The sequence below is a fragment of the Dactylosporangium sp. CA-139114 genome (assembly GCF_050955725.1).
Taxonomy (GTDB): domain Bacteria; phylum Actinomycetota; class Actinomycetes; order Mycobacteriales; family Micromonosporaceae; genus Dactylosporangium.
Genome location: NZ_CP192080.1, coordinates 1,313,151 through 1,328,730, shown reverse-complemented (window position 1 = coordinate 1,328,730; position 15,580 = coordinate 1,313,151). Strand labels below are relative to the sequence as shown.

Annotated in this window: 12 protein-coding genes; 6 read left to right on the top strand and 6 right to left on the bottom strand. The window is 74.5% G+C overall.

The window, feature by feature from the left end:
* Nucleotides 1-24: 24 nt before the first annotated feature.
* Nucleotides 25-1,788 (top strand): hypothetical protein, encoded by a 1,764-nt coding sequence (locus ACQP2P_RS06015; RefSeq protein ID WP_433613939.1) that lies wholly within the window; start codon nt 25-27, stop codon nt 1,786-1,788.
* On the opposite strand, the gene prmC is transcribed toward ACQP2P_RS06015, so the two are convergent.
* Nucleotides 1,785-2,666, bottom strand: coding sequence for a peptide chain release factor N(5)-glutamine methyltransferase (prmC, locus tag ACQP2P_RS06010; protein ID WP_433613938.1), 882 nt, complete (start codon nt 2,664-2,666; stop codon nt 1,785-1,787). The genes ACQP2P_RS06015 and prmC overlap by 4 nt on opposite strands.
* Nucleotides 2,667-2,700: 34 nt before the next feature.
* Between prmC and ACQP2P_RS06005 the strand changes: the two genes are divergently transcribed.
* Entirely contained in the window at nt 2,701-4,233 is a 1,533-nt protein-coding gene (locus tag ACQP2P_RS06005) for a diguanylate cyclase domain-containing protein (RefSeq protein WP_433613937.1), read from the top strand.
* 56 nt (nt 4,234-4,289) lie between these two features.
* Here the strand turns inward: ACQP2P_RS06005 and ACQP2P_RS06000 are convergent, their stop codons facing one another.
* From ACQP2P_RS06000 to rpmE, 3 genes are all read right to left on the bottom strand, one after another.
* Nucleotides 4,290-4,499 carry a hypothetical protein gene (locus ACQP2P_RS06000; RefSeq protein ID WP_433613936.1) on the bottom strand — a complete coding sequence of 70 codons (210 nt, stop codon included), beginning with the start codon at nt 4,497-4,499 and terminating at the stop codon, nt 4,290-4,292.
* A gap of 121 nt (nt 4,500-4,620) precedes the next feature.
* Nucleotides 4,621-5,715, bottom strand: coding sequence for a peptide chain release factor 1 (prfA, locus tag ACQP2P_RS05995; RefSeq protein ID WP_433613935.1), 1,095 nt, complete (start codon nt 5,713-5,715; stop codon nt 4,621-4,623).
* A 98-nt stretch (nt 5,716-5,813) separates the two neighbouring features.
* On the bottom strand, nt 5,814-6,041 hold the full coding sequence (gene rpmE / locus ACQP2P_RS05990) for a 50S ribosomal protein L31 (RefSeq protein WP_433083948.1): 228 nt from the start codon (nt 6,039-6,041) through the stop codon (nt 5,814-5,816).
* A gap of 186 nt (nt 6,042-6,227) precedes the next feature.
* Between rpmE and ACQP2P_RS05985 the strand changes: the two genes are divergently transcribed.
* The 4 genes from ACQP2P_RS05985 to ACQP2P_RS05970 all read left to right on the top strand — a co-directional run bounded on the left by ACQP2P_RS05985 (nt 6,228) and on the right by ACQP2P_RS05970 (nt 9,917).
* The gene (locus ACQP2P_RS05985) at nt 6,228-7,301 is read left to right on the top strand and encodes an RNA ligase (protein ID WP_433613934.1); all 1,074 of its coding nucleotides are present in this window, start codon (nt 6,228-6,230) and stop codon (nt 7,299-7,301) included.
* A complete protein-coding gene (locus ACQP2P_RS05980; protein ID WP_433613933.1) occupies nt 7,302-8,204 on the top strand; it encodes an AAA family ATPase in 903 nt (300 codons plus the stop codon).
* A gap of 216 nt (nt 8,205-8,420) precedes the next feature.
* On the top strand, nt 8,421-8,696 hold the full coding sequence (gene fxsA, locus ACQP2P_RS05975) for an FxSxx-COOH cyclophane-containing RiPP peptide (RefSeq protein ID WP_433613932.1): 276 nt from the start codon (nt 8,421-8,423) through the stop codon (nt 8,694-8,696).
* Between the two features lie 447 nt (nt 8,697-9,143).
* Entirely contained in the window at nt 9,144-9,917 is a 774-nt protein-coding gene (locus ACQP2P_RS05970) for an aKG-HExxH-type peptide beta-hydroxylase (protein ID WP_433613931.1), read from the top strand.
* A 476-nt stretch (nt 9,918-10,393) separates the two neighbouring features.
* Here the strand turns inward: ACQP2P_RS05970 and fxsT are convergent, their stop codons facing one another.
* Both fxsT and ACQP2P_RS05960 read right to left on the bottom strand, forming a co-directional pair.
* Nucleotides 10,394-14,080, bottom strand: a complete 3,687-nt coding sequence (gene fxsT, locus ACQP2P_RS05965; RefSeq protein WP_433613930.1) for an FxSxx-COOH system tetratricopeptide repeat protein — start codon at nt 14,078-14,080, stop codon at nt 10,394-10,396.
* On the bottom strand, nt 14,077-15,465 hold the full coding sequence (locus ACQP2P_RS05960) for a hypothetical protein (RefSeq protein WP_433613929.1): 1,389 nt from the start codon (nt 15,463-15,465) through the stop codon (nt 14,077-14,079). The genes fxsT and ACQP2P_RS05960 overlap by 4 nt, the downstream gene beginning before the upstream one ends.
* Nucleotides 15,466-15,580 lie beyond the last annotated feature (115 nt).

Here is a 15,580-nt window from a genome sequence, read left to right as displayed (position 1 = left end):
CTTCTCTGCCGCGCGGTGGTCGCGGTGAGGTCCTTCCTCGCGGTCTCGTTCGCCCCGGGGGCAGCGCCGGGCACCCCGGCACCCGCGGCGGTCGCGGCCCTCGGCGAGGCCACCGTCCACCCGGGCGCCGACGGTTGGGTCGCGCTGGGCGCGCAGGACCCGGGCGACCGCGTCGAGGAGCAGGCCCGCGCCTTCACGGTCCGGCTCGGCCGCGCGGCGCGCACCCGCTCCGGCGACGTCTCCACCGACGCCCTGGCGGGGCTGCTCAAGGACGGCTCCGGGGTGGACGGCACGGCCCTGGCCGCGCTCGTGCCGCCGTTCGCGGCCGCGCACCGCTCCTCCCCCGCCGCGCCGACCGTGGTCGCGACCGACTGGCTGGGCTTCCGGCAGGTCTTCTTCTGGCAGGGCGACGGCGTCGCTGCGGTGTCGACGAGCGCCCTCGCGCTCAAGGCGCTGGCCGGCTCGACGCTGAACACCGCCGCGCTGGGGCTGCAGAGCCTCGTGGGCTGGCAGGTCGGGCTGGGCACCGTGTTCGGCGACGTGTTCAAGCTCGAGGCCGGATCGCTCGCCGTGCTCTCGGGCGGCCGGGTGCGGGCCCAGCGGTACATCGAGCCGTCCCTGCAGCTCGACGGGGCGACGCCCACCGTGGAGACGGCCGTCGAGGAGATGGCCGGGCTGCTCGAGGACTTCCAGACCGCCTATCTCGGCGACCACCCGGCCACGGTGCTGCAGCTGACCGGCGGCCAGGACACCCGGGTGCTGCTGTGCGCGGTGCCGGCCAAGCTGCGGCCCGGGCTGCGCGCGCTCACCGTCGACGTGCACGGCGGCTCCGACGCCCGGCACGCGGCCAAGCTGAGCGAGCTGTGCGGACTGGACCACCAGATCTACTGGCTCGACGACCAGCCGCCGGTGACGCCCGCGGACGCGTGGCGGCTGGCGCTCGAGGCCTCGGCCGCGCTCGACTGCATGGCCAGCCCGCTCGCGCTGGCCCCGCTCCTGCTGGCCGAGAGCAACCTGGAGCAGGGCCACCGGCTCTCCGGCCTCGGCGGCGAGACCTGCCGCGGCTTCTACTACTTCGGCCAGCCGCGCGGCGCGACGACCTCGCAGGCGCTGGTCGCGAAGCTGGCCAACTGGCGGTTGTACGCCAACGAGGCCGTCCTGCCCCAGGCGCTGGAGCCGGACTTCGCCGCCCGCGCGCAGACCGACGCGCTGGAGCTGATCTGGGCCGGCTTCGAGGGCACCTCCTCCGAGTGGCTCCGCGCGATCGACCAGTTCTACCTCTTCCAGCGGATGCAGCGGTGGGCCGGCGCGCACGGCTCGGTGGCGGCCACCAACCGCTTCTTCGTCAACCCGATGTTCGACCGCCGGTTCGTCCAGCTCGCGCACGCGGTGTCGCCCGACGACAAGCGCGGCGGCCGGCTCACCGGGCAGCTCATCGAGCGGCTCGACCCGAAGCTCGCCGCGGTGCCGCTCGACTCCGGGCTCATCCCGGCCAAGCTGGGGCAGGGCGGCATCGGCACCCGGGCCGCGGCCGCGCGCGTCACCGCCGGCCGGCTGGCCCGCAAGATCCGCCAGCGGGTGCGGGGCGGCAGCAAGGCCCAGCTCGGGGCCGGCGAGTGGGCGGCGCTCGTGGTGGACCACTGGCGCGCGGACCCCGGCGCGGTGGCCCCGCTGCGGGGCAACGGCATCGTCCGGGAGTCCTGGCTCGACGAGACGCTCTCCGGCACCGCCGCGGTCCCGGCCGCCACGGTGGCGTTCCTGACCAACCTGATCGTGGCGGCGCGTTAGTCGCGGTGCCGGTCGCCCCGGTTCGCGGTGACGAACCGAGGGCGGCCGGCCAGGTCCCGGTGGTCCTCGACGGCGGTGAACAGGCCGGTGCCGCGCAGCAGCTGCGGCAGCGACTCGCCCTGGGTGTCGTCGTGCTCGATGGCCAGCCGGCCGCCGGGGCGCAGGAGCCGGGCGGCCGCGCGGGCGATCGCCGGCATGAGGGCCAGGCCGTCGTCGCCGGCGAAGACCGCGTCGTGCGGGTCGTGCTCGGCCACCTCGACGTCGACCGGGGTCGCCTCGGGGACGTAGGGCGGGTTGCACAGCAGCAGGTCGACGGTACCGGATAAATCGGAAAGCATCGATCCGTCGGACACATCGGCCTCGACCACCCGGACCGCCGGAGCCAGCCGGGCGACGTTCTCCCGCAGCCAGGGCAGCGCCCGCTCCGAGCGTTCGACGCAGTGCACCTCCGCCTCGGGGCGCCGGGTGGCGAAGGCCACGGCGATCGCCCCCGACCCGGAGCACAGGTCGACGACGCGCCGGGCCGGCTGCTTGAGCGCCCACTCCACCAGCAGCTCGGTCTCGAACCGCGGGATGAACACGCCCGGTCCGACGGCGAGCTCGAGCCCGTAGAAGGGCGCGGTGCCGGTCAGGTGCTGCAGCGGCTCGCGCGCGGCCCGGCGGGCCACCAGCCGCTTCAGCTCCCCGGCCTGCGGGCCGGTGACGGCGGCGGTCAGCAGGCGGGAGCGGGGCACGCCGAGCACGTGGGCGGCCAGCAGCTCCGCGTCGACGCGGGGGGAGGCCACGCCGGCCCGGGCCAGGGTCGCGGTCGCCGCCGTGATCAGCTGCGAAAGCGTGGGCAACTCTCGTTCCGGCGTGTCATCTTCGAGTCGGTGCACCCCATAATCATGAGGCGCGCTGGAGGGGGTTCGGATGGCGGTGGGCGACCGCACGGCTGAGCTGACGCGCGCGCGCCGGCTCATCTTCCACGATCGCCTCGGCGAGGCGCTCACGGTCGTGGAGCGGGTGCTGGAGGGCGACCAGGCCCCGGCCGAGCGGGTCGAGGCGCTCAAGCTGCGGCTCATCACGCTGATCAACCTGGGGCGGTCGGAGGAGTACGCCGCGGCGCTGGACGCCGGGTTGTCCGCCGCCCGGCACTTGCAGGACCCGGGGCAGTACGGCGAACTGCAGGCCCTGGCCGCGATCGTGGCCCTGCGCGCGGGCTCGCTCGACCACTGCGTGCGCGCCCTCGTGCACGGCTCCCGGGCGCTCGGCGCGGTCGAGCTGCTGGACGAGACGACGGCCTGGGGCTGGCACAACCTCGCGATGGCGTACTCCTACACCGGCTTCCACGGTCACGCGCTCTCCGCCATGGACCGGGCCCGCGCGGTCGCGGTCGAGGTCGGCGTGCCGACGGCGAGCACCGACTTCGCCGCGCCGCAGATCCGCCTGCGCCTCGCCGTGGACCTCGACCACCGCGGCGACAGCGAGGGCTGCCTGCGCATCCTGCGCGACATCGCCGCGGACCTCGAGCGCCGCGTCCACGACGACGAGGTGGGCCGGCTGCGTCCGGTGGCCCGGGGGGCGATGGGTTATGCGGCCGTACGGCTGTGCACCCTCGGCGCCTCCGCCCCCGCGATCGACCCGTGGCCGCTGCTCGACTCGGCCGGCCTGTCCACGCGCGCGCGGGACTTCCGCACGCTCGGCGCCGTGTGCCGGGCGATCGCCGAGCGCCGCCCGATCGAGGCCGTGGCCCGGCTGGAGACGGCTCAGGTCAGCGACGACTCGCTCGGCTCGGCCGAGCTGCTGCGGCTGCGCGCCCTGGCGCACCTCGGGGCGGGCGACTACCGCTCGGCCTATCACGCGGACCGCATCGCCTACCGGGCCGCCAACACCCAGCTCGACCTGCTGCGCGACCTGTTCGTCGACGGGGTCGCGGCGCTGCTGGACCACGAGGACCTGGTCCGCAAGGTCGACTTCCACCGGGGCGAGGCGCAGACCGACCCGCTGACCGGCCTGCCGAACCGCCGCTACCTGGAGGAGCACATCACCAAGCTCGTGGCGGCGGGCGGCCATGCGGCCCTCGGCGTCTGCGACCTGGACGGCTTCAAGCAGGTGAACACGGTGCACGGTCACCTGTCGGGCGACCTGGTGCTGCAGCGGGTGGCCGGGGTGCTCAACCGCGTCATGCGCAAGGGCGACTTCGTGGCCCGCTACGGCGGCGACGAGTTCGTGGTGGTGCTGCCGACCACCTCGCCGGGCGAGGCGCGGGAGATCTCACGGCGGATCGAGAGCGCGATCGCCGGCGAGGACTGGCAGTCGCTGGTCCCGGGCACGCCGGTGGGCGTCACGATCGGCTGGGCCGGGCTCTCCGGCGAGGACTTCCAGAGCGTGTCGGAGGCCTTCGAGGCGGCCGACCACGCGATGCTGCGCGCAAAGACGCCGCGCCCACGCGCGGCGTCTTGAGCGTGCTGTTCTTGAAGCGTGCTGTTCTTGAGCGTGCTGTGCTGGGCGACTCGGGTTCAGCGGGCGAGCAGGATGCGGGCGTTCTCTTCCCGGATGCGGGCGCGCTCCTGGTCGGCGCACACGGCCGCCCACGCGTTCGCCTTCGCTGTCGGGACCTTGTCGGCGCCCAGCACCGAGCGTCCGACCCGGAAGATGAGGTCGGCGGCGGTGCTCACCACGGCCCGCGGAGCCGCAGAGATGTCGACTGGCGTCGATGGCGACGGCATGGCAGCCCTCCGGATGTATCGGCGATCACGCTGGGTGCGGCTCGGTTTCGCGTGGAACGCTACCCGAGACCAGGGTGACCCAGCACCGTTTCCGGAATGTGACGTCGGCGTTAGACCCCCGTCACCCTCGGCTGAGCTGGTCCTCTCCCGCGAGCCGCGCCTTGCGGTCGGCCTCGGCCAGGGCATCCAGCACGCTGTCGAGGTCCCCGCCGAGCGCCAGGTCGAGGTTGTACGCCGTGTAACCGATCCGGTGGTCGGAAATCCGATTCTGCGGGAAGTTGTACGTCCGGATGCGCTCCGACCGGTCGACCGTGCGGACCTGGGAGCGCCGCGCGTCCCCGGCCGCGGCCGCCGCCTGCTCCTCGGCCAGGGCCACGAGCTTGGCGTGCAGCATCCGCATCGCGCGGTCCTTGTTCTGCAGCTGGGAGCGCTCGTTCTGGCAGGAGACCACGATCCCGGTCGGCAGGTGGGTGATCCGCACCGCCGAGTCGGTCGTGTTGACGCTCTGGCCGCCCGGCCCGGAGGAGCGGAACACGTCGACGCGCAGGTCGTTCTGGTCGATCTCGATCTCGCCGGTCTCCTCCGCCTCGGGGGTGACCAGCACGCCGGCCGCCGAGGTGTGGATGCGGCCCTGTGACTCGGTGGCCGGCACGCGCTGGACGCGGTGCACGCCACCCTCCCACTTGAGCCGGGACCAGACGCCGTTGCCGCCGTCGGGGATGCCGCGGGTCTTGATCGCGATGGCGACGTCCTTGAAGCCGCCGAGGTCGGACTCCTGGGAGTCGAGCACCTCGGTGACCCAGCCGTGCCGCTCGGCGTAGCGCTGATACATCCGCAGCAGGTCGCCCGCGAACAGCGCCGACTCCTCGCCGCCCTCGCCGGCCTTGACCTCGAGGATCACGTCCTTGGCGTCGTTGGGGTCGCGCGGGGCGAGCAGCTCGGCGAGGCGCTCCTCGATGAGCGGGATGCGCTCCTGCAGCTCCTCGGCCTCGGCCGCGAACGCCGCGTCCTCGCTCGCGAGCTCGCGCGCGGCCGCCAGGTCCCCCCGGGCCTGGTCGAGCTCGCCGGCCGTCTTCGCGATCGGCGACAGCTCGGCGAACCGGCGGCCGGCCTTGCGGGCCAGCGCCTGGTCGGCGTGGATGCTCGGGTCGGCGAGCTTCTGCTCGATCTCCTGGTACTCCGCCAACAGCGTGGCGAGCCGGGTGTCGGCGGTCATGTCCTTCCAGTCCTCTCCAGCGTGGTCCGGTTCCTCAACACGAAGACGGCGCCCGTCCACAACCCTTGCGGGGTCGTGGACGGGCGCCGGAAGCGCAGCTACTTGCCGGCCTTCTTGGCCTGGACCTTCGCGTACTTCTGCTGGAACTTCGCGACCCGCCCAGCGGTGTCGAGCACGCGCTGCTTGCCCGTGTAGAACGGGTGGCAGACGGAGCACGTCTCCACGTGGATCTGCCCGCCCTTGGCGGTGCTGCGGGTGGTGAAGGAGTTGCCGCAGGAGCAGGTGACCTCGGTGGTCACGTACTCCGGGTGAATGTCCGGCTTCATGGCCGCGGTCCTTTCGATCAGTCGGTCGCCGGGTCGCCACGTGGACGTGAACCGGAACCTGAGTTGGCCGTCGGTCAAGTCTGCCATGTCGTCCGCACGGCTCTTTGACCGCCCCGCACAACGCACCGCACCCTGCCCGTATTCCCGTCGCGACCGGTGGCGGGCGCGCCTACGCTGTACCGCGCCATGAGCCTCCACATCGATGCACTCTGCGACCCGAAGCTGCTGGCCGAGATGGTCGGCGGCGGGTACATCCGCACCCAGAACCACCCCTCGCTGCCGCTGCTGATCCACAACTACACGGAGAAGGCGCAGTACGAGAACGTGTGGAACGCGGCCACCCTCGCCTGCCGCGGCCTCGTCGTGGCCCGCGACGGGCAGGTCCTGGCGCGGCCGTTCGCGAAGTTCTTCAACCACGGCCAGCCGGGCGCCCCGGAGCTCGACCTCGAGGGCCCCGTCGCGGTGACGGACAAGGCCGACGGCTCGCTGGGCGTGCTCTTCCCGACGCCGGACGGCTGGGCCCTGGCGACCCGCGGCTCGTTCGACTCGGAGCAGGCGCGGCACGCGACGGCCGTGTTCCGGGCACGGTACGCCGGCCGCTTCGAGCCGCCCGCGGGCCTGACGGTGCTGTTCGAGATCATCTACCCGGCCAACCGGATCGTGCTCGACTACGGCGGCCTGGACGACCTGGTGCTGCTCGGCGCCGTGGACATCGCGACCGGCCGCAGCCACGGCCCGGACGCGGTGCCGGGGTGGCCCGGGCCCGTGGTGGAGTCGTTCTCGTACCGCACCCTGGCCGAGGCCCTCGCGGCCCCGCCCCGCGACAATCGGGAGGGGCTCGTGGTGCACTTCACAGGCTCCGACACGCGGGTGAAGATCAAGTACACCGAGTACGTGCGGCTGCACCGGATCGTCACCGGCCTCAACCCGAGGGTCGTGTGGGAGGCGATGCTCGCCGACCGGCTCGACGAGCTGCTCGAGCCGCTGCCCGACGAGTTCCACGCGTGGGCGAGCGACGTCGCGGCCGGGCTCACGGCCGCGGTGGCGGAGCTGGCCGAGGCCGTCGAGCGGGAGTACGCGCAGGTCGTGGCGGGCCTGCCCGAGGGCTGGACGCGCAAGGACTTCGCGTTCGCCGTGGCGCGCAGCCCCCGGCGCGGGTGCCTGTTCCTGCGCCTGGACGGCAAGGACTACGGGGCGCTGCTGTGGCAGCAGGTACGCCCGGCCGTCAGCGCCACCGAGGACGACGGGAAGGCCGAGTAGATGGCGACGCTCACGATCACCCGAGGGCTGCCCGCCTCGGGCAAGACGACCTGGGCCAAGCAGCAGGCGCACCTCGTGCGGGTCAACCGCGACGATCTGCGCCGCATGATGCACGGCGGCCGCGTGGCCGACGACGACCGGCGCGGCCGGGCCGAGCGCCAGGTCACGCAGGCGCACCACGCGGCGGTCGAGGCGCTGCTGCGCGGGGGCGCCGACGTGGTCTGCGACGACACGAACCTGCGCGGCCGCGTGGTGCGCGAGTTCGCCGAGCTGGCCGCGAAGTGCAAGGCGCACTTCGCCGTGCGCGACTTCACCGACGTGCCCGTGGAGGAGTGCATCCGCCGCGACGCCCTGCGCACGGGCGAGGGGCACGTCGGGGAGTCGGTGATCCGGTCGATGCATCAGCGGTACCTCGCCGGTCGGTCGCTGCCGCTGCCCCTGCCGGTGCTCGACGAGACCGTCGGCGTCGTCTACGAGCCGCCGCCGGACGCGCCGCGCGCGGTGCTCGTGGACATCGACGGGACCGTGGCGCTGTTCAACGGCCGCAGCCCGTACGACATGTCCCGCGTCGGCGAGGACCTGCCCAACGAGCCCGTGATCGCCGCCGTCCGGGCCATGCACGCCGCCGGCTACGAGATCGTGTTCTGCTCGGGCCGCAGCGACGACGGCCGCGCCGACACCGAGACGTGGCTCGCCGAGCACGTGGGCGTGCCCTACCGCGGGCTGTTCATGCGCCGGTTCGGCGACCAGCGCCGCGACTCGATCGTGAAGGCGGAGATCTTCGAGCAGGAGATCCGCAGCCGGTACCACGTGATCGGCGTGTTCGACGACCGCCAGCAGGTCGTGCGGATGTGGCGCGCCCTGGGCCTGACGGTCTTCCAGGTGGCCGAGGGCGACTTCTGACGCGGGGGCCCCAGGGCCCCCGCAGTGCCTCCGCCGGGCGAATTCCGGTGGTCGGCTGCGAAACCTTTCCGGGCACCAACTATTTTTTGCACGTGCCGTCCGCGGCGACGCACGTCGATTGCCGCGTACGGCCCGTTCATACAGAATTCCCGGGCCGCGACGCCAACCGCGGGCGGGCGGAAGGGCGTCGTGAATGGTAGACATAGGTGACGCCCAGTGAAGGCAGGCCTTGTGGGGGATGGTAGCAAAACGGATACTCCGGACCGGCTGTACGCGACATTGACCGATCTTTCGGGCAATGCGGACAGCGGGCTCGAGCCCGGCTCACCCGACCTGAATGCGCTGCGTGACGGACCGATCCTGAATGCGTTTCGTGATCCGGCCCGGCTGGCCGCCCTCGGCAACGGTGTGCTGGCTCACACCATCCGCCGCGTGCTGGGCGAGGTCGACGAGCCCCACGAAACCGTCGCCGGCTTCAACTCGAGCATCTGACCGGGCCGCGCCCTGAACACCCCCGCACCACGACCGCGCGCCCTGGTCATCGGCCCCGAGGACCTGGACGAACTCGCCACCGGCCGCGGCGGCGAACGGGTCCTGGACACCCTGCGCGCGGGCCAGATCACCAAGCACGTCCTGCTGGTCCGCGCGGTCGCCCACGCCGCGCGCGACCGCGCCCCCGAGGCCGCGCGCGTCCTGGCCGCCGCCGACGCCGACAACCCCGCGGCGACGAGGGCGGTCCTGGGCCACCCCCAGGTCGGCGCCTGGGCCATCCACTGCCTGACCGGCCCCGCGACCCCGGCCGACCTCGACCACCTGCACGGCGTCGCGGCGGCCGCGGCCCTGGCCGCGGGCCTGGCCGCGACCTGGCCCGCCCCCGCCCCGAACGGCCGCCTGGCGATCCCGGGGCAGGGCACGGCCCTGGTCGACGGCCCGGCCACGGTGACCGTCTCGCCGTCCGGCCTGTCGATCGCCGGGGCGTCGGCCTGGTTGCCGCTGCTGCGCCTGGAGGCCGGCCCCCTGCGGCTGTTCCTGGACGACCTGGACCCGTACCGCGGCGTCTACGACCTGCCGCTCACCGACCGCCTCCCACCCGACGAGGCCGAGCGCTGGCGAGCGGACACGGCCGCGGCGGGCGCGCTGCTGGCCGCCCACCACCCCTGGCACGTCCGGTCGATGTCGCGCTGCCTGACCTCGGTGGTCCCGCTGTCCGCGGCCGGGCGCAGCGCCACGTCCCGCGACGCGTTCGGCGCCGCGGCGCTGGCCCGCCCGGCGGACCCGCGCCGCCTGGCGGCGGGCCTGGTGCACGAGCAGCAGCACGGCAAGCTCAACGCGCTCCTGCTCTTCCACGACATGCTGCGACCGGACCCGCCGCCCCGCCGCTACTACGCCCCGTGGCGCACCGACCCACGCCCACCGGGCGCGCTGCTGCACGGCTGTTACGCGCACCTCGCGATCGCGGACTTCTGGCGCACCGAGTACTGCCGCACCGCCGACGACACCGCCGCCTTCGAGTTCACCCGGTGGCGGGTCGCCGTGGCCGAGACCCTGGAGACCTTGCACACGTCGGACGCCCTGGGGCCGGCGGGCCGCCGCTTGGTCGACGGCATGCGGGCGCGGCTCGACTCGTGGCTGCCGGACCGTGTGCCGGCGATCCCGCGGCAACGCGCTCTGGCCGCTCTGGCCGCCCATCGGGCCGCGCACGCGGTCGCCTGACCCGGCTGGGCCCCGCGGCCGCACCCGCCTTGCCGCACGGGCTGGCTAATGCGTTGACCGCCAACGTTGACCGGGTTGGGGGCCGCCGTGAGCGCTCGTTCGGCTGTGTCGCGGACCCGGCAAGGTTGGTGGACACCGCACTAGTCTCTTTCGCCGAGGTGGCGGCCCGTTCCGGGCTGAAACTGTGTCGGTGTCTTGCGGTCCGGCGGGCGGCAGTGGTGCGGTGTGAGGGTCGCCCGCAGACGTCGTCCCTGCTTGGTCCGTGACAGGCCGTGCACTAGCCGCTGGCCCGCCTTGCCGCACCATGCTCGGACCAGCCTCCACTCCGCCGCGCGACGGTCGCCGAATTACGCGCCGGACGCCAGACCAGAAAATGCTGTGAAACAGATTTATCGCCCTACAGGCGAAAAATCCGAAATATCCGGTGAGGAACGAGCCGGATATTTCGCGACCAGGCCAAACGAACACCGAGAACCTCAGGTAGCCGGCAGCTCGATGTCAAACTCGAGCCGCCGCCCGGCAAACGCCGTCTGCGTCGCCGGATGCGTATCGCCGAGCCGCCGCCGCAGCGCCTCGGCCGCCGCCGCCACAGTCCCCCGATCCTCCCCGGCGGGATGCGCCGCCCGCAGGTCGAGCGCGTGGTTGAAGCCCGCGACGAGCAACGCCGGATGCTGGGCCCCGAAGGCGGACTGCGCCACGCGGACCGTGTCCTTCGAGGCGATCACGGCCCCGGCCGTCTGCCCGGACTGGGCGAGGTCGGAGGCGTAGCCGATGGCGCAGGCGACGGAGAACGGATGCTCGGCCCCGACGGAGTGCGCGAGGCCCACGAGGGCGTGCCGGTCCAGCTCCGCGGCCGCGGCCGGGTCGCCCTCGGCGCGCAGGGCGGCCGCGAGCGCGGCCTGGGCCGCGTGGGTGAAGGGGTGCTTCTCGCCGAGGATCGCCGCGAAGCCGTCGGCCGCCTGCTGCGCCGCGCTCCGCGCGCCCCCGAACTCCCCGCTCGCGCGCACGCAGTTGGCGTAGGTGAGCACGGCGGAGAGGGAGTCGGCGCTGTGGTCGCCGTACTTCTCGAGCCACAGCGCCATCGTCGCCTCGGCCTCCTTGCGCGCCCGGGGATAGGCGCCCGCGCGGCGCAGGGCCATCGCGAGGTACCGCCTCCCGGTGAGCACGCCCGGGTGGTCATCCCCGAACGCATCGGCGTGCACCGGCAGGGCCTCGGTGAGGATCTCGATCGCGACCTCGTGCTCGCCCAGGCCGAAGCGGTTGTGCGCCAGGCTGACGAGCGACCACAGCGTCTCCGGGTGCGGGTTGGGCAGCACGCGGCGGCGGTGCATGAGGGTCTGCTCGTCGATGATGCGCGCCTGGCGGAAGTCGCCCAGCAGGCGCATGTCCACCGCGAGGTTGTTGGCGCAGCGCAGGGTGCGCGGGTAGGCCTCGCCGAAGAGCCGGCGGTAGCGGTCGAGGTTGTCGAGGTCGACGTTGCGCGCCGCCACGAACTCGCCGCGCAGGCGCAGGTCCGCCCCGACGCTGTTGGCGGTCATCAGCGTGCTCTCGTCGTCGTCGCCGAAGACGCTGCGCAGGGTGGCCAGGGTCTGCTGGTTGAGCTTGGCCGCCTCGGCCGCGTCGCCGCCCGCGCGCATGGCGTTGGCGAGGTGGTACGCGGCCGCGAGGGTGTCCTCGTGCTCGTCGCTCAGGGCGAGACGCCAGCGGTCGTACGCGTGCTGGGCCACGGTACGGCTGCTGTCATGGTCGCCGCGCACGAACAGGAAGCGCACGTAGTGCAGCATGAGCTGGCGGGACTCGTCGGTCGCGCCGGCGAGCAGGTCCGAGTAGAGCAGGTGCGCGCTGAGCTCCTCGTAGCGCGGCCAGCTCGACGGATCGTCCGGGATCGCCGGGTCGGCCGCGGTGAGCACGTCGTGCGCGGCCTGCTGGTAGATCGGGTACTCCTTGACCCCCAGCCGCTCCAGCAGCAGCAGCTGCCCGAGCCGGTGCACCTGCACCGACTGCAGCGCCGGGTCGACCTGCGCCAGCCCGAACTGCGCGAGCTCCCGCAGCGCCGTGCGCAGGGCCTTCTCCACGCGCACGAGGGCGCCCAGCGGGGCGGGCAGCCCGGCGCCGCGGCTCTCCCACAGCACGTTCCACGACACCGGCTCGCCGGCCAGGAACGCGCACACGTCCAGCAGCCGGGCGGCGCCGGGGTTGCGCTCGGCGAGCTCGGCGTAGGCGAGGTTCCACGTGACCACGATCGGGCTGGGGTACTCCGGCCGCTCCGTCGTGCCGCCCATGTCCCGGCGCAGCTCGTCGTACCGGTCGAGGTACTCCGTCGCCGCCCAGCCGGTCGCGTGCTGGGTCGCCGCGGCCTGCTCCATCGCCATGGGCACGTCGCCGAGGCGCGCGGCGAGCGTGTGCGCCTGCGAGCCGCTGATCGCCGGTGTGCGGCGCCGCAGCAGCAGCACGCTCTCCGCCCGCGTGAACGCGCCGATCTCGATCGCGTGGCCCATCTCGGCCCAGCGCGGGTTGCGGGAGGTCACGAGCACGTGGCCGGTGCCGCGGGGCAGATAGGGCTCGATGTCCTCCGGACGGCTCGCGTTGTCGAAGATCAAGAGCCAGCGACGGTACTGCGAGTCGCGCTCGAGCGTCTCCCGCAGCAGTTGCAGCGTCCGGTTGAGGTCGCCGCTCTCCCGGATCCTCAGGGCCCGCGCGAGCCCGGCCAGGGCCACCCGCATCGGCGCGACCTGCTCGGCCGGCACCCACCACACGAGGTCGTACTCCCCCGCGTACCGATGCGTGTACTCCAGCGCCAGCTGGGTCTTGCCCGTGCCGCCGAGGGAGTGCCGGGCGTCGGGCAGCAGCGCGACGAGGCCGGTCTCGAGCTTGTGCCCGATCTCGTCGAGCACCGCGTCGCGGCCGACGAAGCCGGAGTTGCGCGGCGGCACCGCGTTGCGCACCTGCTGCGGCGTCTTCACGTGCACGTTCCGCTCCCCCGCCGCCGTCGCCGCACCCGTCGCACCGTCCCACCGCTCGGCCGCCGCATCGGCGAACTGCGCCACCACATCGATCTCGGTCACCCTGCCGTCACCGTCGGCGCCGCCACCTCCGGCCAGAAGGCCAGAACTCGCCGCCCCCGTGTCCGCCGCGGCCGCATCGGCCGCGACCGGGCGCCGCAGCCGCTCGGCCAGCTCCGCGTGGGCGCCGCCGAGCGCGCGCAGCACCGGGGCGGCCGCCTCGGCGAACGCCGGGCCCAGGGCCGCCAGGGGCCCGGGGTCGCCGGCGATGACGGCCGCGTCCAGGTCGGCCGGGCCGAGGTGATCGGCCACAAGCCGTACCACCGCCAACGCCTCGGCGGCGTCCAGCGCCGGCAGCAGGGCCTCCCGCACGCCGGGCCGGAAGTCGTAGCCGTCCCGGGCCACGAGCAGGCCGCTCAGGAAGACCTCGGCCAGGTGCTCCGGCCCCGCCTCGGCCAGCCGCTCCCACGCCACCAGGCGCATGACGGGCACGGTGAGCGGGGCGGCGGCGAGGAGGGCGGCGAGGCGGTACGCGGTCGGCGAGGCCGCGGCGCGGAAGGCCCGGACCCGCCGCTCGGGGTCGCGCGCCGGCTCGGCGTCGGCGGGCTCCCCGCCGAACCGCCCGGTGAACAGCGCGACGCCCGGGATCGTCTGCGGTGCCCCGGCGACGAGCGCGGCCCAGGGCCCGAGCCAGCGCGGGGCGAGCTTCAGCACCGGGATCGCGACGCCGGCGGCGGCCGGCTCGAACCGGCCGTCGGACACCTCGACCCGCAGGTCGGCGTTGGCGGCGGCCGGGCCGGGCGCGCTCAGCCGGACGCGGTGCGGCTCGGCGCCGCCGCGGGGCCACATGCGGGCGGGCAGGAGCTGCAGGACCGCGGTCGGGCCGGACCGGCCGAGGCGCTCCAGCAGCGGGGCCAGCGCGCCGTCCCAGGCCGGGCCGACGCCGTCGGTGACGACGAGCGTGACGCGCCGGGCGGGCGGCAGCTGCAGGCCGGGTTCCAGCGGCCACTCGGCGACGGGCGGCCCGCCGAGGCCGGCCAGCGCGGCGCGCAGCTCGGCCAGGACCGGCTCCCACAGCGTCAGGGACGCTCCGGTGTCGACCAGCAGCGCGAGCTCGTCGAGGCCGAGCGCGGCCAGCGGGCGCAGCGCGTCGAGGTTCATCGCCGCTCCCCCGCCTGGCCGGGCGGCCGCCAGCGCGGCGCCGGCTCCTCGGGGCGGCGGCCGGACTCGTCCCACAGCAGCGCGAGATGGGTGCCCGGACGGGATTCGCCGCCGGGGGCGCGGGCGGCCTCGCGGCGCAGGCGCAGGACCAGACCGGGAAGCTCGGCGACGCTGGACACCTCGAGGATCTCGTCCAGTCGCCCGGCCGCCCGCGGGTCGTAGCCCGGGCGGCACCAGACCGCGACCGGCAGGCCCATGCTCAGCGCCACGCCGAGCTCGTCGGCGGCCAGGCTCGGCTCCTCGCGCGGCGGGAACTCCTGCATGAAGCAGATCCGCGGCTCCTCGGCGAGCTGCGCGCCCAGCGCCGCGAGGGCGGGCTCGGGCCGGTCGAGGAAGAAGACGGCCTTCGGGTCGCTGAGGTGGCCGTGCGCGCGCAGCCGCTTGGACTTGCGGCTCCAGTTCGCCCGCAGCGCCGGGTCGGCGGCCCGCTCCCACGAGCGCAGCACGACCGAGTGCCGCGCGCCGAGCGGCAGCGGCTCGGCGCCGAACGCGGGCCCGACGGGCCACTGGTCGACCGGGAGGTTGGCCAGCGCCTTGGGCAGGATGCACTCGACGGCCACGTCGTTGGGGTCGCAGGCGTGCGCGGCCAGGACGGTGGCGAGCCGGCGGTCGACCTCGGCCGGCAGGTCCGCCTCGGCGATGACGGTCTCCGCCGCCGCGAGCGCGATGCCCGGCGCGCCGTCCTCGCCCTGGACCCAGGCCCAGAGCAGGAAGCCCTCGTCGAGCCGATCGCGCTCGATGCGCAGCACGAGGATGGTGCGGGACCCGCGCCCGGCGCCCGGGGTGAGCGCGGCCAGCCAGTCGGCCGGGGCGCCGGTGCGCGCGAGGTGCCCCTCCAGCCAGGCCCGCAGCTCGCCGCGCAGCTGCGCGCCGGCCTCGGCGGCGAGCGCGGCGACGAACGCGAGCAGCGGCGGCGGCTGTTCGGGCGGGCGCAGCAGACCCTCGAGGTGCGGCAGGAGTTCGGAGGGGGTGCCGCCGGCGGGCCGATCGGGTCCGGCCGGGCCGACGGCCGCGCGATAGGGGCCCGCGACGGGCAGGTGGGCGGCCTGGGCGGTCAGCGCCAGCAGGCGCCGCCGTTCCGCGGGCAGCAGCAGCGGTACCGGTACGGCGCGCAGCTGCTCGCGGAAGTCCTCGTCGAGCCGATCGCCCAGCGCGTGCAGGGCACCCGGGATCCGGGAACATCGGTCCAGGAACGTCTCGGCCTCGTCCGCGCCGCCGATGGGCAGGCCCAGCTCGGTCTCCAGGGCGGTGCGCAGCGACGGCAGATCCCGGCCCCGCAGGCCTTCGGCCATCGCCGTGAGGACGGACCCGCCCAGGATGCTCAAGGCCGCGCCTACCCTTCGTCCGCGGCGCCGAGGCTGACCCGCACGCCAGGGGGCCGCCCACTCCGATCTGCGTCACCGTACGCCAGAGAAGCGTCACTGAAAACCCGGGTATGCG